The 18,144-nt window shown below is 69.6% G+C and carries 21 protein-coding genes; 6 read left to right on the forward strand and 15 right to left on the reverse strand.

All coding sequences use genetic code 11. The annotated features are described in order from the left end of the window. Positions 1–72: 72 nt before the first annotated feature. From FZN60_RS18960 to FZN60_RS18970, 3 genes are read right to left on the reverse strand one after another with little or no spacing between them, the layout of a single operon-like run. On the reverse strand, positions 73–456 hold the full coding sequence (locus tag FZN60_RS18960; protein WP_158875076.1) for a hypothetical protein: 384 nt from the start codon (positions 454–456) through the stop codon (positions 73–75). Further along, complete coding sequence (locus FZN60_RS18965) at positions 453–1,454, reverse strand: YncE family protein (RefSeq protein WP_158875077.1); 1,002 nt, start codon at positions 1,452–1,454, stop codon at positions 453–455. The genes FZN60_RS18960 and FZN60_RS18965 overlap by 4 nt, the downstream gene beginning before the upstream one ends. A 20-nt stretch (positions 1,455–1,474) precedes the next feature. Further along, on the reverse strand, positions 1,475–2,011 hold the full coding sequence (locus FZN60_RS18970; RefSeq protein WP_158875078.1) for an SRPBCC family protein: 537 nt from the start codon (positions 2,009–2,011) through the stop codon (positions 1,475–1,477). Positions 2,012–2,279: 268 nt separating this feature from the next. On the opposite strand from FZN60_RS18970, the gene FZN60_RS18975 reads away from it, so the two are divergent. Continuing rightward, positions 2,280–4,751, forward strand: coding sequence for an EAL domain-containing protein (locus FZN60_RS18975; protein ID WP_158875079.1), 2,472 nt, complete (start codon positions 2,280–2,282; stop codon positions 4,749–4,751). Between the two features lie 138 nt (positions 4,752–4,889). Here FZN60_RS18975 and minE read toward each other — a convergent pair whose 3' ends face one another. The 3 genes from minE to minC are packed head-to-tail and all read right to left on the reverse strand — an operon-like array spanning position 4,890 to position 6,789. Beyond that, complete coding sequence (gene minE, locus FZN60_RS18980) at positions 4,890–5,162, reverse strand: cell division topological specificity factor MinE (RefSeq protein WP_158875080.1); 273 nt, start codon at positions 5,160–5,162, stop codon at positions 4,890–4,892. Continuing rightward, a complete protein-coding gene (gene minD, locus FZN60_RS18985) occupies positions 5,159–5,995 on the reverse strand; it encodes a septum site-determining protein MinD (RefSeq protein ID WP_255476073.1) in 837 nt (278 codons plus the stop codon). The genes minE and minD overlap by 4 nt, the downstream gene beginning before the upstream one ends. Positions 5,996–6,018: 23 nt before the next feature. After that, the gene (gene minC, locus FZN60_RS18990; RefSeq protein WP_158875082.1) at positions 6,019–6,789 is read right to left on the reverse strand and encodes a septum site-determining protein MinC; all 771 of its coding nucleotides are present in this window, start codon (positions 6,787–6,789) and stop codon (positions 6,019–6,021) included. Between the two features lie 193 nt (positions 6,790–6,982). Between minC and ggt the strand changes: the two genes are divergently transcribed. After that, positions 6,983–8,773 carry a gamma-glutamyltransferase gene (gene ggt / locus FZN60_RS18995; RefSeq protein ID WP_158875083.1) on the forward strand — a complete coding sequence of 597 codons (1,791 nt, stop codon included), beginning with the start codon at positions 6,983–6,985 and terminating at the stop codon, positions 8,771–8,773. Between the two features lie 4 nt (positions 8,774–8,777). Here ggt and FZN60_RS19000 read toward each other — a convergent pair whose 3' ends face one another. The 7 genes from FZN60_RS19000 to pdxH form a co-directional block, all read right to left on the reverse strand. Beyond that, positions 8,778–9,158 (reverse strand): helix-turn-helix domain-containing protein, encoded by a 381-nt coding sequence (locus FZN60_RS19000; protein ID WP_158875207.1) that lies wholly within the window; start codon positions 9,156–9,158, stop codon positions 8,778–8,780. Positions 9,159–9,163: 5 nt separating this feature from the next. Further along, a complete protein-coding gene (locus FZN60_RS19005) occupies positions 9,164–9,460 on the reverse strand; it encodes a type II toxin-antitoxin system HigB family toxin (RefSeq protein WP_158875084.1) in 297 nt (98 codons plus the stop codon). 38 nt (positions 9,461–9,498) lie between these two features. Continuing rightward, positions 9,499–10,803 (reverse strand): nicotinate phosphoribosyltransferase, encoded by a 1,305-nt coding sequence (pncB, locus tag FZN60_RS19010; RefSeq protein WP_158875085.1) that lies wholly within the window; start codon positions 10,801–10,803, stop codon positions 9,499–9,501. A gap of 123 nt (positions 10,804–10,926) precedes the next feature. Beyond that, positions 10,927–11,124: a hypothetical protein gene (locus FZN60_RS19015; RefSeq protein WP_158875086.1), complete on the reverse strand. Its 198-nt coding sequence runs from the start codon at positions 11,122–11,124 to the stop codon at positions 10,927–10,929. 194 nt (positions 11,125–11,318) lie between these two features. Next, a complete protein-coding gene (locus tag FZN60_RS19020; protein ID WP_158875087.1) occupies positions 11,319–11,576 on the reverse strand; it encodes a hypothetical protein in 258 nt (85 codons plus the stop codon). A 485-nt stretch (positions 11,577–12,061) separates the two neighbouring features. Continuing rightward, positions 12,062–12,256, reverse strand: a complete 195-nt coding sequence (locus FZN60_RS19025; RefSeq protein ID WP_158875088.1) for a hypothetical protein — start codon at positions 12,254–12,256, stop codon at positions 12,062–12,064. 151 nt (positions 12,257–12,407) lie between these two features. Then, entirely contained in the window at positions 12,408–13,028 is a 621-nt protein-coding gene (pdxH, locus tag FZN60_RS19030) for a pyridoxamine 5'-phosphate oxidase (protein ID WP_158875089.1), read from the reverse strand. Positions 13,029–13,096: 68 nt separating this feature from the next. On the opposite strand from pdxH, the gene FZN60_RS19035 reads away from it, so the two are divergent. Further along, positions 13,097–13,561 carry an RT0821/Lpp0805 family surface protein gene (locus tag FZN60_RS19035; protein ID WP_158875090.1) on the forward strand — a complete coding sequence of 155 codons (465 nt, stop codon included), beginning with the start codon at positions 13,097–13,099 and terminating at the stop codon, positions 13,559–13,561. Positions 13,562–13,571: 10 nt separating this feature from the next. On the opposite strand, the gene FZN60_RS19040 is transcribed toward FZN60_RS19035, so the two are convergent. Further along, positions 13,572–14,870 carry a hypothetical protein gene (locus FZN60_RS19040; protein ID WP_158875091.1) on the reverse strand — a complete coding sequence of 433 codons (1,299 nt, stop codon included), beginning with the start codon at positions 14,868–14,870 and terminating at the stop codon, positions 13,572–13,574. 223 nt (positions 14,871–15,093) lie between these two features. Between FZN60_RS19040 and FZN60_RS19045 the strand changes: the two genes are divergently transcribed. The 3 genes from FZN60_RS19045 (at position 15,094) to FZN60_RS19055 (ending at position 17,666) form a co-directional block, all read left to right on the forward strand. Next, positions 15,094–16,080, forward strand: coding sequence for a DnaJ C-terminal domain-containing protein (locus FZN60_RS19045; protein ID WP_158875092.1), 987 nt, complete (start codon positions 15,094–15,096; stop codon positions 16,078–16,080). A 150-nt stretch (positions 16,081–16,230) separates the two neighbouring features. Then, complete coding sequence (fabI, locus tag FZN60_RS19050) at positions 16,231–17,052, forward strand: enoyl-ACP reductase FabI (protein WP_158875093.1); 822 nt, start codon at positions 16,231–16,233, stop codon at positions 17,050–17,052. A gap of 20 nt (positions 17,053–17,072) precedes the next feature. After that, positions 17,073–17,666, forward strand: coding sequence for a histidine phosphatase family protein (locus FZN60_RS19055; protein ID WP_158875094.1), 594 nt, complete (start codon positions 17,073–17,075; stop codon positions 17,664–17,666). Positions 17,667–17,724: 58 nt separating this feature from the next. Here FZN60_RS19055 and FZN60_RS19060 read toward each other — a convergent pair whose 3' ends face one another. Next, on the reverse strand, positions 17,725–17,979 hold the full coding sequence (locus tag FZN60_RS19060) for a DUF1344 domain-containing protein (protein ID WP_158875095.1): 255 nt from the start codon (positions 17,977–17,979) through the stop codon (positions 17,725–17,727). Positions 17,980–18,144 lie beyond the last annotated feature (165 nt).

Raw genomic sequence — 18,144 nt, forward strand, 5'->3', positions numbered from 1 at the left:
GACACAGATTAGACCGGAAAGCGTCGCCGCCAGGTCTCGACAGGACTGGGCGCAGCATGGTTTCGCGCGACTTCATTCGAAGCAGAGCACCTCCGCTTCGGCCTGCGCGCGGCGCAGGTCCCCGATCGCCGCCTTCGATTCGGCTCCGGTGCGGAACAAGACGCCCTTCTCGCCGGTCACCTGCCCCATCGACAAGAAGGTCGAGGCCTCGACGTAGCGCTCGTAGGGCACGAGCGAGGCCACGACGTCGAAGGAACAGGCGCAGCGTTCCAGCGCGTCGCGGGTCCGGCCGCCGGCCTGCATGCAGCCGAAGACGTAGTCCGCGCTGGCCGCCGTGGGGTAGTCGGCGCCCGGGCGGCTCGCGGGCGCCGCGGAGGGCGCCGCGAGGGCCGACGCGCCCGCCGCGAGAAGCGCGCCCGCGGCAAGGCCGGCCTTGATGCGATAGGATCGAGTCATGGATTTCCTCCCGTTGCGGCGGGCCGGGGCGCGACGAAGCGGCCGAAGGCCCGCGGGCCGTCGCCCGTGTCGAGCGAGCCGACGATCTCCAGCGTGTCGGCGTCGATCTTCACGAGCATGTTGTCGAACCAGTGGGCGACGAAAACGAAGCGCCCGTCCGAGGACACGTCGATGCCCTCGGGATACTCGCCGGTTTCCAGCGTCGCGAGGCGCGCGCGGGTCTCGGCGTCCAGGACGGAAACGGTGCCGCCATACTGATCGGTGACGAAGATCCGCCCCCGCGTCTCGGCCGCGCCGTAGGGGTGCGAGCCGACGGGAAGGTCGGCGAGGCGGCGCCAGGTTCCGACCTCGACGACGCTCACGCTGTTCGCGCCGACATTGGCGACGTAGAGGCGCCGCCCGTCCGGCGAGAAGGACAGGCCGAAGGGGCGCGCGCCGACGGGAATGCGGGCGATCACCGCCCCGTTTTCCGCGTCGAAGACGGAGACCTGATCCGAATCGCGGTCGGCCGTGACGACGAGCCGGCCGTCCGCCGAAACGGCGACGCCCGAGGGCGAATCGCCGGTCTCCCAGCGCGTGACGATCGCGCCGCGCTCGGGATCCACCACGAGAAGGTGGCGGGCGTACCAGTCGGCGACGAAGACCGGAGCGCCGGATGGATGCACCGCGACGCCGAGCGGCCCCCCTTCGAGCGGCACGCGGCGCAGGAGAGCGCCGCTCCGGCCGTCGATGACGCTCAGCGCCTTCGCCTCCGGGCTCGTCACGTAGACCCGCGCGCCGTCCGGCGTCGCGGCGACGCCCGCGGGCTTGCCGGGGATCGGAACGCTGCCCAGCACCGTCATCGCGTCGAGGTCGACAATCGAGAGCGATTCGCCCTCCTGCTCGGTGACGAAGCCGACGTCGCCGGCTCCGGCCGGGGCTGCGACCAGGACGAGGGCGGCGAGGAGAAGGGCGGCGGGAAGCCTCCCTCCTCCGGCCCTTCCGCGCTCGGCGAGCATGGGCCGAACTGCCCGGCGCTTCAGGCGCCGGCCTCCACGACCGTCTTCAGGTTGGCGAGCCCCTCCTTCATGAAGGCGGACACGCCCGCGACGGCTGCTTCGTCGTTCAGCTCCGGCGGCGGGTCGTTGTTGGGATAGCCGCGATAAAAGGCCGCGCGCCACTCGACGATCGACGTGCCGGGCGCCGCGCCGGGCTTCACCGTCACGGTGGACGAGTAGTTGGTGGCCGGCAGCAGCTCGACGTTCACCTGGCCGATAAAGGTCGAGAAGCTCATCTTCGCCGGATCGTACTTCGAAAGCTCCTCCTCCATCAGGCCGCCGGACGAGAAGCCGAGGACGCGCTTGGAGCCCGGCGCGCTGCCGGAGGGAGCGTCGGTCATGGCGATCCGCGGATGCCAGGACATGTCGCCGAACGTGCCGAGCTTGGCCCAGACCGCTTCGGGCGGGGCGGCGATCTCGATGGTTTCGGTGTGCTTCTGCCGGGTCGGACCGTGGGCGAACGCCAGCGACGGCAGAAGAAGAAGCGCCACGAGGGCGCCTAGGAAACGGGCAACCAAACTTCAGTTCCTCCACGGGGTAGCCGCCGGACCAATCGGTGCCCACCGGAGGCGACGCGGGGAGCCTACAGGGCCGACGCCGGGAAAAAAAGCCGGGCCGGATCGAGCCGCCCCGAAAGTACGGGACGCCGGATCATAACCCGAAGATATACTGCGACAGGATGCCGCCGACCGTGGCGTTACATGGCCCGCGAAGAAGATCGTCGCGATCTGGAGGCGATTAATACGTTTACCAGACTATCATCCTTGTTGCGTAGCCTGCTGCGCCATGAGCTTCATCGTGGCCCTCGCGGCGTCCCATTCGGTCGGCTTCGTTCTTCTGGCGGCCTGCGTCTGCACGCTGATGGCGATTCTCGTCGTGACCTTCGGCGAGCACGCGCGCGGCATGCGCGGCCGGCGTCGGATTGGCTGGCTCGCGGCCATCGCGGTGATCGCGGGCTTTGGCGTCTGGACGACGCACTTCGTCGCGATCATCGGCTACCGCCCCGACATCGTGTGGAGCTTCGACCTTCGGCTGACGCTGGCATCGGCGCTGCTCAGCATCCTCCTCGCCGGCGGCCCGCTTGCACTGGCTGCGATCATGCGCCGGCGCGCGGCGAGCATGGCCTGCGGGGCGACGGCCGGCCTCGGCATCGGCGCGATGCACTTCACCGGCATGGCGGCCCTCGAAGGCTGCGTCGCTTCGCATTCCGCCCCGACCATCGCGCTTTCCCTGAGCTTCGGCATGGTCTTCGCCGCCCTCGCCTTCGCGATGCGACCGGTCGGCTTGCGCCTGCCCGTCGCGGCCGGCATGCTGGTGCTCGCGGTCTGCTTCCTGCACTTCACGGCCGTCGCGGGGGTCGACCTCCAGTTCCTGCGGAGCGCTCGCGACGGCGGCGATTCGCTGCCTTCGCACGTCATGGCCGTGGCCGTAGCGGCGGTCGCCATGATGATCATCGTCGTCGCCCTCCTCACGGCCGTCCACCAGAGCCGGCTCGACGCGAGCGACGCCCGGCAGGCGCGCGCGCTCGCCGAGCAGGCCGATCTCCTCTCGAACGCCCTCCACAACATGTCGAACGGCCTCGTCATGCTGGGGGCGGACGAGCGTGTCGTCCTGCACAACCAGCGCGCCGTCGAGCTGCTGAACCTCGCGCCGGGCGAGATCGCGCCGGGCCTCCACCTCACCGTCTTTCTCGGCAACGTCGCCGCCCGCCACGGCTGGAGCGCGGACAAGACGATGCGGGCGATCGCCAACCACAGGCGCTGGATGGCGCAGACCGGCTCGATCCGCGTCGAGGAGACCTTCGAGAGCGGCAGCGTCGTCAGCGTGTCGTGCCGTCCCCTGAACGGCGGCGCCATCCTGACCTTCGACGACGTCACGCGCGAGCACCAGACGCAGAGCCGGATGGCCCACATGGCCCATCACGACGAACTGACGGGCCTGCCCAACCGACGCGCCTTTCGCGGCCGGCTGGAAGCGGCGGTGGCCGCGGGACGCGACATCGCCCTTCTCGTGATCGACCTCGACCGCTTCAAGGAGATCAACGATACGCTGGGCCATGCCGCGGGCGACAAGGTGCTGGTGCGCACCGCCGATCGGCTTCGGGCCGCCTGCGGGCCGGGCGACTTCCTGGCGCGTCTGGGAGGCGACGAGCTGGCGGTGATCCACGAGCGCGAGGGTAATTCCCGCGCGAACGCGGCAGCCGAACTCGCCGCCCGGCTGATCCACGCCGTCGCGCCCTCCGACGGGACGGACGAAGCGGGCCTGCACGTCGGCTGCTCGGTGGGCATGGCCGAAACGGCGGACATGGCGGGCGTATCGACGGAAATGAACGGCGCCGAGCTGATCATGCGTCAGGCCGACCTCGCGCTCTACCGGGCGAAGGAATCCGGTCGCGGCCGGGTCCAGCGCTTCGAGCAGAGCATGATGGAGGCAGCCGCCCGGCGCAGGCGCCTGGAAACGGACATGGCCCGGGCGCTGGCGGAGAACGAGCTCTCCCTCGCCTTCCAGCCGCTCTTCGACATCGAGGCGATGCGCGTCGCAAGTTTCGAGGCGCTGGTGCGATGGAAGCACCCCGAGCGCGGCTGGATCTCCCCGGCCGAGTTCATCCCGGAGGCCGAGCGCACCGGCCAGATCCTGGCGATCGGGGAGTTCGTGCTGCGCGAGGCCTGCCGCCGGGCGGCCGACTGGCCGACGGAGATCGGCGTGGCGATCAACGTCTCGCCGGTGCAGATCCGAACGCCCGGCTTCCCGCTCCTCGTCGCCTCGGCGCTGTCGGCCAACCGGCTGATGCCCTCGCGCCTCGAGATCGAGCTGACGGAAACGGCGATGGTGGAGGACGGGACGATGATCGCGACGAGCCTGTCCGCGCTGCGCGCACTCGGCGTCGGCGTGTCGATGGACGATTTTGGAACGGGCTATTCGTCGCTCGCGCACCTGCGCAACTTCGAGCTCGACCGTATCAAGATCGACCGCTCCTTCGTGGACGCGGCACCGAGCGATCCGGGATGCCTCGCCGTGCTGCGCGCCGTGACGCAGCTCGGCCGCGAGCTCGGCGTGAAGACGCTGGGCGAAGGCGTCGAAACGCCCGAGCAACTCGCCATCCTGCGCGACCTCGGCTGCGACGGGGCGCAGGGCTTCCTGCTCGGACGCCCCCTGCCCGCCGAAGAGGTGGCGGACTTCATCGCCCTGAGCGGCTGGACGGTGGGCGGCTCGAAGCAGCCCGGTGCCCACGTCGCCAAGCGCGGCCGGATTGCGTGATACCGTCGCGCGTTCGAGACGATCCGTTCGGGTACATACCGCGCAGCGGCAGTCCGCGCGGCGTTCGAGCGTTCTCCGGCACCGCGTAACCTGGCCCGGTGGGGCCGTTCATCGGTGGGCCGGGAGAAGACCTCGGCCTCAGGATGCCTTGCGGATCGAGGCGGTGGCCGGGATCTCGATGTCGACTTCGAGGGTCGAGACGATCTCGCCCTTCTCCATCTTCACCTGGACCCGGTCGCTGTCGACCGACACGTGCTTGGCGATCACGGCGAGGATCTCCTCGCGCAGGACCCCGACGAGGTCGGAATGGCCGACGGCGGCGCGCTCGTGGGCGAGCAGCACCTGCAGGCGCTCCCGCGCGACCGGCGCGGTGTTGCGCCGGTTGAAGTTGAGGAATTGGAAGAGGCTCATGCGGCCCTCCGGCCGAACAGCTTGCCGAAGAGTCCCCGCTTCTCGCCGGGAACGGTGATCGGGATCGACTCGCCGGCCAGGCGCCGCGCCGCGTCGCGATAGGCCGAGGACGGCGCGCTCTCGACGAGGGTGACGGGCGTGCCGAGGTTGGAGGCGCGCAGGACGTCGGGGCTTTCCGGGATGATGCCGAGGAGCGGGATCGAGAGGATCTCGAGGACGTCCTCGACCTTCAGCATGTCGCCGCGCTCGGCGCGGATCGGGTCGTAGCGGGTGAGAAGCAGGTGCTTCTCGATGCGCTGGCCCTTCTCGGCGCGCTCGGTCTTGGCGTCGAGGAGGCCGATGATGCGGTCGCTGTCGCGCACCGACGAGACTTCCGGGTTGGTCACGACCACCGCGATGTCGGCGTGGCGCATGGCCAGCGTCGCGCCGCGCTCGATGCCGGCGGGGCTGTCGCAGACCACCCAGTCGAAGTGCTGCTTGAGCTCGGCCATGACGGTGGCCACGCCCTCGGCCGTCAGGTTGTCCTTGTCGCGGGTCTGCGAGGCCGGCAGCAGGAACAGGGTGTCCAGCCGCTTGTCGCGGATCAGCGCCTGGGCGAGCTTGGCGTCGCCCTGGACCACGTTGATCAGGTCGTAGACCACGCGCCGCTCGGCGCCCATCACCAGATCCAGATTGCGAAGGCCGACGTCGAAGTCGACGACCGCCACCTTCTCGCCGCGCTGAGCCAGCGCCGCGCCGAGGGCAGCCGTCGACGTCGTCTTGCCGACGCCGCCCTTGCCGGACGTCACCACGATTACCTTTGCCATCGCCGAACTCTCTTTCCTTTCGTCCAATCGTTCTTTCGAAGCCGATCAGCTCAACCGAGCGCCTGCGCCTTGATGGCGTCGCCCTCAAGCCAGACCTGCACGGCCTGGCCGCGCAGTCGGGCGTCCATGTCGTCGACCATCTTGTAGAGGCCGTCGATCGCCACGAGCTCGGCTTCGAGCTTGCGGCAGAAGATGCGGGCGTCGGCATTGCCGACCGACCCCGCCAGCGCCCGGCCGCGCAGCGCGCCGTAGACGTGGATCGAGCCGCCGGCGACGATCTCGGCGCCGCTCGACACGGAGCCAAGCACGGTGACGTCGCCTTCGGGGAAGATGATCGTCTGGCCCGAGCGCACCGGCTCCTCCAGGATCAGCGAGGGAACGGTGCGCGGCTGGGCCAGGGCCGCCGGCAGGGCGGCGACGACCGGCTCGTCGCTGGCCGGGGCACCGCCCTCGGCGGGAGCGGCGGCGGGCGCCGCCTCGCCGGCCTCGGGCGCGGCGATGTCGCCGGCCGGGCGGCCGCCGCGCATTGCGGGCGGCATGCCGGGGGCGAGCTGCGAGGGAAGCGCGCCTTCGATGCCCATGATCCGCACGCCGCGGCTGGACAGCTCGTCGACGAGGGTCTTCAGCTCGGCCTTGCCGACCTCGATGTTCTCGACGTCGAGAACGATCGGCCGGCCCAGAAAGAAGCCGGTGGAGCGCCGCGCGAGGTCGTCGAGGCCGTCGAGCCAGCGGTCGAAGGGCTGTTCCGGAGACAACACGAGCGCCAGGAAGGAGCGGCCTTTCAACCGGATGGGCTTGGGAGCGAGGGTCGGGTCGGTCATTGGTTCAGAGGGTCCTGCCGGCCCGTCGATAGCGGGCGGTTAAGAGAGGGTTAAGCCCGGTAACTTGCGCGGGGCGTGCGGTTGGGCGGCGATGTTTACCATTGCCCAGCCTGTGGCGCGGCCGCGCCGCGCCTTGCGGCGGCGGCGCGAGGCGCTACCCTCCCGGCCGGGATTGCGATGGAGGGTGGTCGTCATGCGCCGAGGTTTCCTGTCATGCGCGCTTGTTGCCGCGCTTCTGGCCGGCGCGCCGCTCTCGTGGGCGCAGGATCAGGCGAGCGACGCCGTCGCGCCGGAGGCCCGCTCCGACGCTCCGGCCCCCTCCCCGGCGCTGCCGCCGGCCGCCGCGCCCGTGCGCGCCGAGCGGCAGATGGTGACGGCCGCCCATCCGCTGGCGGCCGAGGCGGGTCTGGCGATTCTGCGGGCCGGCGGTAGCGCGATCGACGCCACCGTCGCGGTGCAGCTCGTGCTCGGCCTCGTTGAGCCGCAGTCCTCCGGCATCGGCGGCGGCGCCTTTCTCGTCTACTTCGACGCGGCCGGCGGCCGGCTGACGACCTTCGACGGGCGCGAAACCGCGCCGCGCGCAGCCACGCCGAAGCTCTTCCTCGACGAGGCCGGCGAGCCGCTGGAGTTCTACGACGCCGTGGTCGGCGGGCGCTCTGTCGGCACGCCGGGAACGGTGAAGCTCCTCGCGGAGACCCACGCGCGCTACGGCAAGCTGCCCTGGGCCGACGTCGTCGCGCCGGCGATCGAACTTGCGGAAGCCGGCTTCGCCGTGTCGCCGCGGCTCGCCCGGCTGATCGCGGAGGACGGCGACCGGCTGAAGAGGTTCGAGACGACCCGCGCTTATTTCTTCGACAACGAAGGTCGCCCGCTCGCGGCCGGCCATCGCCTGAAGAACCCCCAATATGCCGCGACGCTTCGGCGGATCGCGGAACGGGGGGCTGCCGGCTTCTACGAGGGACCGGTCGCCGAGGACATCGTCCGGACCGTCACGCAGGCGCCGAACAATCCGGGCCTCCTGTCTCTGGAGGATCTCCGGGCCTATCGCATCGCCGAGCGCGAGCCGGTCTGCACCGATTATCGCGGCCACGAGGTCTGCGGCATGGGCCCGCCCTCCTCCGGCGCGCTGACCGTCGGGCAGATCCTGGAGCTGATCGAGCCCTTCGACGTGAAGGCGATGGCCCCGCTCGCCCCCGAGACCTGGCGGCTGATCGGCGACGCCTCGCGCCTCGCCTTCGCCGACCGCGGTCGCTACATGGCCGACATCGACTTCGTGCCGATGCCGCTGAAGGGCCTCCTCGACGAGAGCTACATGGCCGAGCGCGCCAAGCTCCTCGGCGGGCCGCGAGCCCTGCCCGACGACGCGGTGACGCCGGGCGAGCCGCCCTGGGACCACGCGATGCGGCTCGGCGACGACGCGGCGATCGAGCTGCCCTCGACCACCCACTTCAACGTGGTGGACGCGAGCGGCAACGTCGTCTCGATGACGACCACGATCGAGAACGGTTTCGGCTCACGGCTGATGACCGGCGGCTTCCTTCTCAACAACGAACTGACCGACTTCTCCTTCGAGACGCACGAGAACGGCTATCCCGTCGCCAACCGCGTCGAGCCGGGCAAGCGCCCGCGCTCGTCCATGGCGCCGACCATCGTGATGCGCGAGGGGCGGCCGGTGCTGGCCATCGGCTCGCCGGGCGGCAGCCGCATCATCGGCTTCGTGGCGCAGTCGCTGATCGCCTGGATCGACTGGGGCATGGACCCGCAGGCCGCCATCTCCATGCCCCGCTTCGGAAACCGTTTCGGCGCCTTCGACGTCGAGGCCGGCACGCCCGGCGAAGCCGCCGCCGAGGGCCTGCGGTCGCTCGGCTACGAGACGGTCGAGGCGATCGCCCCCGATTCGGGCCTCCACGCCATCGCCATCACCCCGAACGGCCTCCTCGGCGGCGCCGACCCGCGGCGCGAGGGCGTGGCGGTGGGGGATTGAGCCGTCAGCTCCGCGGCTCGATGCGATAGGGCCGGATCAGCACCTCCGCGGGAATCTTCCACTCGGTGCTGAGCCGATAGGCCATGTCCATCGACAAAGGCCGGCGATGGCGCAGCACCTCGGAGGCGCGCGATCGCGAACCGAGAAGCGCGGCGAGGTCCGATTGGGTGAAGCCGTGGCGCTCCATCGTTTCCCGGATCGCCTCCACAGGATCGGGCGCCTCGATCGGCCAATGCCTGGCCTCGTAGGCCGCGATCAGATCGGACAGGACGTCGAAGCGCTCGGCCTCCGGCGTGCCTCGGACAGGCTCCCGCTCGAAATATGCGGCCACCTCGGAAAGGGCCCAGTCGTAATCGGCCTCGGTGCGCAGGGCGCGAAGGTCCATCTGCATCAGATCGTCTCCGGGTCGATGCGGTCGTATTCCTTATGCGTGCCGACGAACTTCACGAGCACCCGCGCATACTCATAGGAGACGTGAACGACCAGCCGGTACTTGTTGCCGCCGATGTCGAAGATCGCTCTGTTGTCCGCGACGAAGTCGACCGTGGTCCCGAACTCCGCCTTCACGTCGTTCGGCGTTCTCCACTGCGCCCTCTCGGCGGCCGCGTGCCACGTCTGCAAGGGCGTGCGGGCTCGCGGTTCACGCTCCCAGAACAGCCTGAGCGTCCGCTTGGCGATGACCTGCATGCACGAGGCCTATCATGTTCCCAAATCGGGAACAAGCCTCACACCAACACCTCGCGGCGGTCGTAGACGCCCTGGCCGAAGACGCGGCGGTAGCGCTCGACTTCCGCGGCCGAACCGGTCGCCTTGGCGGAATTGTCGGACAGCTTGACGGCGGGACGGCCGTTGGCGCTCGACACCTTGCAGACCAGCGAGATCGGATCGAGGCCGGGATTGGGCGTCGGCGTCATGCCACGGAAGTCGTTGGTGAGGTTGGTGCCCCAGCCGAAGCTCATGCGCACCCGGCCGTGGAAGTGGTGGTAGGTCTTCTCGATCGAGTCGATGTCGAGCCCGTCGGAGAAGACGAGCAGCTTGTCGCGCGGATCCTGCCCCATCTTCTGCCACCAGGCGATGATCTCCTCGCCCCCCTCGATGGGCGGCGCGGAGTCGGGACGGAAGCCGGTCCAGTCGGCGAGCCATTGCGGCGCCCCGCGCAGGAAGGCCGCCGTGCCGAAGGTGTCGGGAAGCACCACGAGGAGATTGCCGCCGTAGTAGCTCTGCCATTCCGCCAGCACGCGGTAGGGCGCGGCGAGAAGCTCCTCGTCCGAGCGCGCGAGCGCGGCGCGCACCATCGGCAGCTCGTGCGCGTTGGTGCCGATCGCCTCGACGTCGGTCTCCATGGCCAGAAGCACGTTGGAGGAGCCGATGAAGGCCTCGCCCAGCCCCTCCTTCAGCGCCTCCACGCACCAGCGCTGCCACAGGAACGAGTGTCGGCGGCGCGTGCCGAAGTCGGAGATGCGAAGATCGGGCAGCTTCTGCAGCCGCTGCACCTTCTCCCACATCTTGGCCTTGGCGCGGGCATAGGTGACGTCGAGCTCGAAGCGCTTCATGTCGCGCATGGCCGCGCGCGAGCGCAGCTCGTTGATGATGGCGAGAGCCGGGATCTCCCACATCATCGTGTCGGTCCAGCGCCCTTCGAAGCGCAGCTCGAACTGACCGTCGACGCGCCGGAGCTCGTAGGGCGGCAGGCGGAAGCGGGCGAGCCATTCGAGGAAGTCGGGGCGGAAGATCTGGCGCGTGCCGTAGAAGGTGTTGCCGGCCAGCCAGATCATCTCGCGATGGCTGATCGAGAGCGACCGGGCGTGGTCGAGCTGGGCGCGCAGCTCGTCCTCGTCGATGATGTCGGCGAGACGCACGGAGGCCGTGCGGTTGGTCAGGCTGAAGGTCGCGTCGACGTCCGGATGGAGCCCGCGGATCATCTGCAGCATCAGGAGCTTGTAGAAGTCCGTGTCGAGAAGGCTCCGGACGATCGGATCGAGCTTGAACGTGTGGTTCCAGACCCGCGTGGCGATGTCGGTGGCGACCATCGCGCCCTCTCTGTGCCGGTTCGCGCCCGGCGCGAAGAGGCCGGGCTTGTCGACCCTCTAGAGCATCACCGGCGGCAAAGCGAAAGGCCCTTCGCGCCCAGGATCCGGCCGATCATGGGCCGCTCAGCCTTCGATCCGCTTCACGAGGCGCCGCAGCGCGCCCATCGACTGCTGGACGTTGGCGCATTGATGGATGGCGTGGCCGAGCCGCTCGCGGTCGAGGTCGGCGCCCTCGTCGAGGGCGCGAAGAAAAGCGAAGACCTCCTCGAGGCGCTTGTCCATGCCGTCCACGGCTTCAACCAGCATCTGCGCTCGGCTCATGAGCTTCCCACACCACCCTCGATCGATTCGCCGCCTGAGGCGACAGGACAAAGGAAGGGCGCGCGGGCGCGGGGGCAACCACCGCGCCGATGGAATCGGCGTGACCGGCTATCGGCTCGGGCCGTGCGAATGGCTTTGGGCGCCCCCGCGATGAGGGCGAGGTCGGGCTCGATCCAAAATTGTCGGCGCCGCGATTAGCGCCCGCTCTGCAGGCCGCCCGGCCGAGGCGCGAGGTCGCCGAAGCGGCGGTCGTCGTCGTCCGTGTCGATGCCCACGGTGTCGTCGTCGGCAACGCCGATCGTGCCGTCGTCGCCGTCCACGGGATCGGGGTCGCCATCGTCCTCCGCGGCTTCGGCCTCGGCCTCCTCGGCCGCTTCGATGTCGGCGCCGTGCGCTTCCTCGGTGGTGCCGCCGGGCAGCGGGGCGCGTGCCGTCTCGTCGATCTCGGTCATGCCGGGTCTCCTCGTTGTGCCGTCTCGATGCGGAAGGCCGCAGGCGCGAGCCGGTTCCCCATCGGAGCTGCGGGAGGGCGACGGCCGGCTAAGGATCATCAACGATACCGCGCGAAACCTCCGCCGCGGGACGACGTTTCAGAGGCATTTCGAGGGCCGCGCAATCCGGTCGAAACGATGCGCGGCTAATCCTCGACACCATCAGAACAGCGCCGCGATCCAAGCGGCCGGGGCACGAAACGGGGAACCTATATGACGATCGAAACCATGGTCTCGGTGTTCATCAACACGACGGCTCTCGCTGCCCTCGCGGCCGTCGGAAGCTTCGCCTACGTCTTCCTGATTCCGTGAGGCCAAGGAAGGCCAGGGCGCTCAGCGCCCTGCAACGAGACCCATGAAAAAAGGCTGGCGGCCTTCCGAGTTTCCTGCGGAAGGCCGCCAGCCTTTCATTCGTCGGATCGCCGGATCGCGAAGTGGCCTTCGCTCTAATTCTCGCGGCCGAAGCCGCGGCGCACGTAGCCGGCCGAGACGACCCGGCTCATCTGGCCTTCGAGGAGGTGCTGACCGCGCACCAGACCGAGAATGGCCTTGCGCACGTCGCCGCCCGCCGCGGCGATCACCTCGTCGACGAGATCGTCGAGATTGTCCTGCCCGTTCGTCTTCGCCGCCGCCTGGATCATGGGTCGTCTCCTCGTCTCGCGGGTGAGCGTCGTCACCCGTAGCGCGGAAGATGGACGCCTCGTTCCGGAAGGGCGACGCCGAATCAGCGATGATTCACAGGAAAGAACGATGACGGCGCAAAATCGCCGCCATCGCGGGAACCGGAGCGCGTCACGGGTAGAGGCGGCGCGTCGTCCAGCCCGCGCCCTCCGCGTCCCGCTCGAAGACGATGCGGTCGTGCAGCCGGAAGGCGCCGTCCTGCCAGAACTCGATGCGCGCCGGCACGATCCGGAAGCCCGACCAATGCGGCGGGCGCGGAACCGCCTCGTCCCCGAAGCGCGCCTCGATCTCGGCCACCCGCGCTTCTAGGACCGCGCGGGATGCGAGCGGGCGGGACTGCTGCGAAGCCCAGGCGCCGATGCGGCTGCCGCGCGGGCGCGAATCGAAATAGGCGTCGGCCTCCGCCTCGCTCACCTGCTCCACCGCCCCCCTCACCCGCACCTGCCGCCGCTGCGTCTTCCAGTGGAAACAGAGCGCGGCGCGTGGATTGGCGAGGAGCTGGCGCCCCTTGTCGCTCTCGAAGTTCGTGTAGAAGGCGAAGCCCCGCTCGTCGACGCCGCGCATCAGGACCATGCGCGCATCGGGCATGCCGTCCGAATCGACGCTCGCCAGCGTCATGGCGGAGGGATCGTTCGGCTCGCTCGCCTCCGCATCCGCCAGCCAGCGGCGGAACAGGGCGATGGGATCGCGTCCCGCCGTTTCTTCATCGAGGGTTAAGGGTGGAGAAGCCATGATGGGATCCCAATTCGGTGCTGTGTCGCAAACGGCGCGTTGAACCCGCGCCGAACCATATGGTGGCCATGCCGTTCAACAAGAGCTTTCGCGTCGATCGCGTCCTGTTTGCCGCACCGGTCACGGCGATGCTGGCGCTCGGCGGCTGCGTCGTCTCGGGTCCGAGCCTCGACACGGTGGTCGACCGCGAAACGGTAACCGGGTCGATCGCCCCGCCGCCCGCCGAGCCGGCGCTCGACGCCATGCTGCCGACGATGACCGCGCCCGATCAGATCTCGGACCAGCGCATGGTGCGCAACGCCGTGTCGGCCGCCGACCTCTCGCGCGCCGGTGAGCCGGTGGCCTGGGCCAACTCCGAGACCGGGGCGAGCGGCACGATCACCGCCATCAACGAAACGCGGGAGGGCAGCCGCACCTGCCGCGCCTTCACCACCACGCGCCAGCGCTTCGACGGCATCGCCCTTTATTCGGGCGAGGCCTGCACGCGCGGCGCCGGCGAATGGGTGCTCGTCAGCTTCGCCGAGAATGGCTGAGCGGTTCGGCTCAGCGGTCCAGAACGGCGAAATAGCGCGCCCCGTCCTCCGTCAGCAGATCGCGCGCCTCGGCCAGCGGAACGACGAGAAGGTCGTCCTGGCAAGCCTGGAGGGCATGCGGCAGGCCATCCAGGGTGAAGACGAGGCTGTCCTGGCGGAAAAACACGGCAAGGTTCGTGCCGATGAAATCGTCCAGCGAGCAGCCGCCTTCCATGTCGGCGTCGAAACGCTTGCGCTTCGTGCGCACGAAGTCGGCGAGCGCGGCGTCCGGCCCCCAGGTCAGCATGTCCGGATCGACGCCGAACGCCTTCGGGTCGACCGGGTTCCCGTCGGCGTCGGTGGCCGTCCAGCCGCGCAGCAGGGTTTCCGGCTCGACGCGCGCACCGGTCGAGACGTCGGCGACGGTGTGGATCGTGTAGTTGTCGAAGTGAGCGCCGCCGCAGTAGAAGCTGCCGCTCTCGGTGAAGCCCATCAACCGCTCGGACAGGTGGTCGACGACGACGCTGCCGGCCTCGGGCGGCTCGAAGCCGTTGCTTCCCTCGCCCATCTGGCCGCTCCAGCCCATGCCGAGATAGGCTCGGGAGAGGCACGAAAAGGACGAGAACGAGCTCGATAAACGCTCGGCGGCGAGGAAGGCGTCGATCGGGGCGACGTCGGCGCGCCCGATCGACAAAACGGTCGGAAAGGCGAGGCCGATGCGCGGGTCCCGGTCGAAGCGGTAGACGCCCTCGCCCAGGCGCTCCTCGGCGCCGGCTTCCAGGGGCGCTTCCATCTTGAGGACGTCGAAGGGCAGACGCTCGAAGCTCGGCTCGTCGCTGCCGGTCTCGGTGAACAGCGCCGATTGCGGATCGAGCGCGTCGAAAGGGGCGTAATCGGTCTCTTCCACGCTGCGCGCGCCCCGGCGCTCCAGGGCGACGGGCAGCGACTGGGTGGAGCCCGCCTTGGTCCAGCTGCCCGACAAGCGCGTCCCGTCGCTCTCGCTTCGCAGCTGCCAGGTCGCTCCGACGGGGTAAACGCCGTCCTCGCGCGCCAGACCGTCCGGGCCGGCGCAGAGCGCCGGGGTGCACGGCGCTTCCTCCGTCAGGGTCAGGCCGCCGTCGCCCCCGCCGTGGAGCGGAATGTCGATGCCTTTGGAAATATAAGCGTAGCGCCCGATCGATACGGCGCCGCCCTCGTCCGGCCGCACGAGTTCGACCACCACCGGTAGCGTTCCAAGCGTGCCCGAATAGGTCACGGCTTCGGCGGCGAGCGCGGGGACGGCCGTCCCCACAACAAGGGCGGCGAGGCCGCTCGTCACGATCGGGCGCATGCGGGGGGTGTTCCGTGTTCGGATGGGTTCCGCGGGTCGATTAGCAGGGAACGGCGCGCCGCGCGAGCGGCGCGCCTCAACCGCTGATCAAGGGCGCGCCTCTTAACAGGGCCGTGATGGGCCGCCATATAGAGGTGTCGAAAGGCCGGGCTCTCCGCACCGGCCGCCAGCCAGTCTCCGCCTCCTCCGGAGGCCGACCTTCCCGAAGGAACGACACCCGACGATGCGCGACCCCTATTCCGTTCTGGGCGTTGCCAAGAACGCGAGCGAGAAGGACATCAAGTCGGCCTTCCGCAAGCTTGCCAAGAAGTACCATCCGGACACCAACGCGGACGATCCGACCGCGCAGGCGCGCTTTGCCGAGATCAGCCAGGCCTACGAGATCCTCGGCGACAAGGACAAGCGCGGCCAGTTCGACCGCGGCGAGATCGACGCGGAGGGCAAGCCGAAGTTCGCGGGCTTCTCCGGCTTCGGCGGCGGGAGCGGCGGGGCCAGCGCCAATCCGTTCGGCGGACGGGCGGGCGCCGGGGGCTTCGACTTCCGGTCGGCCGGCGGGGGCGGCCCGCAGGGCTTCGAGTTCCGCTCGGGCGGAGGCGGCGGCGAAGGCGTCTTCTCCGACATCTTCGAGCAGGCCTTCGGGGGCTTCGGCGGCGCGCGGCGCGGCAGCGCCGGAGGCGGCGCGCGCGTCCCGACCAAGGGCGAGGATCTGCGCGCCACGCTCAAGGTCCGCCTCGAGGACACGGTGGGCGAGGAGAAGGTCGAGGCGATCTTTCCCTCCGGCAAGCGCCTCGCCATCCGCCTGCCGGACGGCGTGGAGAACGGGCAGGTCATCCGCTTGAAGGGCCAGGGCCAGCCCTCGGTCTCCGGCGGCGAGCCGGGCGACGCGCTGGTGACGATCGAGTTCGCCGAGCATCCGCGCTTCCGGGTCGAGGGGCGCGACCTCGTCGGCACCGTGCGCGTGCCGCTCGCCGACGCGGTGCTGGGCGGCAAGGTCTTCGTGGCGACGCTGGGTGGGCGCGTGGCGATGAACATCAAGCCCTGGACCGATTTCGGGCGCACGCTGCGCCTGAAGGGCAAGGGCCTGTCCACCAAAGGCGGCGGCCACGGCGACCTGCGCGTCACCGTCGAGATCGCCCTGCCCGAGGGGGGAGATCCGGAGCTGACGGCGCTGATGAAGGCGCGGCGGGAGGCGTCCGGCGGGGAAGACTGATCCCGCCGCGACGGGCCGGCGCTCCGCTCCGCGCTTGAAGCGTGGCGCGTGGCTGTGCCATACCCGCCGCGGACGCACCCCTTCCAGCCAGGCTTCACGTCTCGTGCCGGCCCGGGTGCCCGAGGGACGGCATACGCGAAGGTTTCCCCGATGACCCAATCCACCGGCCTGATGAACGGCAAGCGCGGGCTCGTGATGGGTGTCGCCAACAACCGCTCGATCGCCTACGGCATCGCCAAGGCGCTGGCGCGCGAGGGCGCCGAGATCGCCCTCACCTACCAGGGCGATGCGCTCAAGAAGCGCGTCGAGCCGCTCGCGGCCGAACTCGGCGCGGTGCTCGCCGGCCACTGCGACGTGGCGGACGCGGCGACGATCGACGCGGTCTTCGCGGGGCTCGAGCAGCGCTGGGGCAAGATCGACTTCCTCGTCCACGCCATCGGCTTCTCCGACAAGGACGAGCTGACCGGGCGCTACGTCGACACGAGCGAAGGCAACTTCACCAAGACCATGCTGATCTCGGTCTACTCGCTGACGGCGGTCGCCCAGCGCGCCGAGAAGCTGATGACCGAGGGCGGCTCGATCCTGACGCTGACCTATTACGGCGCCGAGAAGGTGATGCCGCACTACAACGTCATGGGCGTCGCCAAGGCGGCCCTGGAGGCGTCGGTGCGCTACCTCGCGGTCGACCTCGGCAACAAGGCGATCCGCGTCAACGCGATCTCGGCCGGCCCCATCAAGACGCTGGCCGCCTCCGGCATCGGCGACTTCCGCTACATCCTGAAGTGGAACGAGTACAATTCGCCCTTGAAGCGCACGGTCACGATCGACGAGGTCGGCAACTCCGCCCTCTACTTCCTGTCGGATTATTCGAGCGCGGTGACGGGCGAGGTCCACCACGTCGATTCGGGCTACCACACGATCGGCATGAAGGCCGTCGACGCGCCCGACATTTCCGTCGTCAAGGACGCCTGAGGCGCTTCTTCGTCCACCTCATGACGCATCAGCTCTATCTCTGCCGCCACGGCGAGACCGCCTGGAACGCCGAGCGGCGCTTCCAGGGACAGGTCGACATCCCGCTCGACGCGCTCGGCCGCATACAGGCCAAGCGCAACGGGCGCTATCTCCGCAACGTCCTGGGCAACAGCGTCTCCGAGTTCGGCTTCCTGTCCTCGCCGCTCGGCCGCTCGGTCGAGACGATGCGCATCATCCGCTACGAGCTGGGGCTCGAGCCCGACGACTTCGCGCGCGACGACCGCTTGAAGGAGGTGCATTTCGGCGACTGGCAGGGCTCGACCCTGACCGAGCTGGAAGCGCGCTTGCCCGGCGTTTCGGCGCAGCGCTCGGCCGACAAGTGGAACTTCCTGCCCCCGGGACCCGGCGCCGAGACCCTGGCGGATCTCGAACGCCGCGTCGCGCCGGTGTTCGAAGGGTTCGATCGGCCGATGATCGTCACCGCACATGGCGGCGTGACGCGGGCTTATCTCCGGCGCTTCGCCGGCTGGAGCGAGCGGGAGGCCGCCCGGATCGACGTGCCGCAGGACCGGATCCTCGCGATCACCGGCGAGGGCCGTGTCGACTGGGTCTGAGGTCGAAGCGCACCGGCCGAGGGTCTCGCCGGCGCGCCATCCGAAGGGTCGGCCGCTGTCAGCCGACGAGACGCAGCGCCGGCACCACGGGCGTCGTCGGATCGAGCAGGACCAGCACCTGCATGCCCGGCTTCACCGCCTCGTAGTCGAAGGCGTGCGGCAGCTCGAAGGTCGATCCGTCGTCGAGGACCAGGAGCGAGCGCTCCTCGTCGATCTCCGACACCGTGCCGCTCGCTTCCTCCGCCTTGGCGGGGATGTTCATCGAGACAGACAGGAAGGAGCACGCGAAGAAGGCGATGATCTTTCTGGTCATGGTGACTGCTACCCTCGTTTTTTCATGGCTTGCCTCGTCCCGCGCTCCGCGTCCCGTCCCCCGGAGCGCGCGGCGCGGCGCAGCCGGTTCCGTCCGCTTCGGAACCGCTTGCCGGCAAAATTTCGTTCTCGATTGTGTCAAATGTCGTACCTCAGCGCGGCGCGA

Source organism: Antarcticirhabdus aurantiaca (assembly GCF_009765365.1).
In the GTDB taxonomy this organism is placed as follows: Bacteria; Pseudomonadota; Alphaproteobacteria; order Rhizobiales; family Rhizobiaceae; genus Antarcticirhabdus; species Antarcticirhabdus aurantiaca.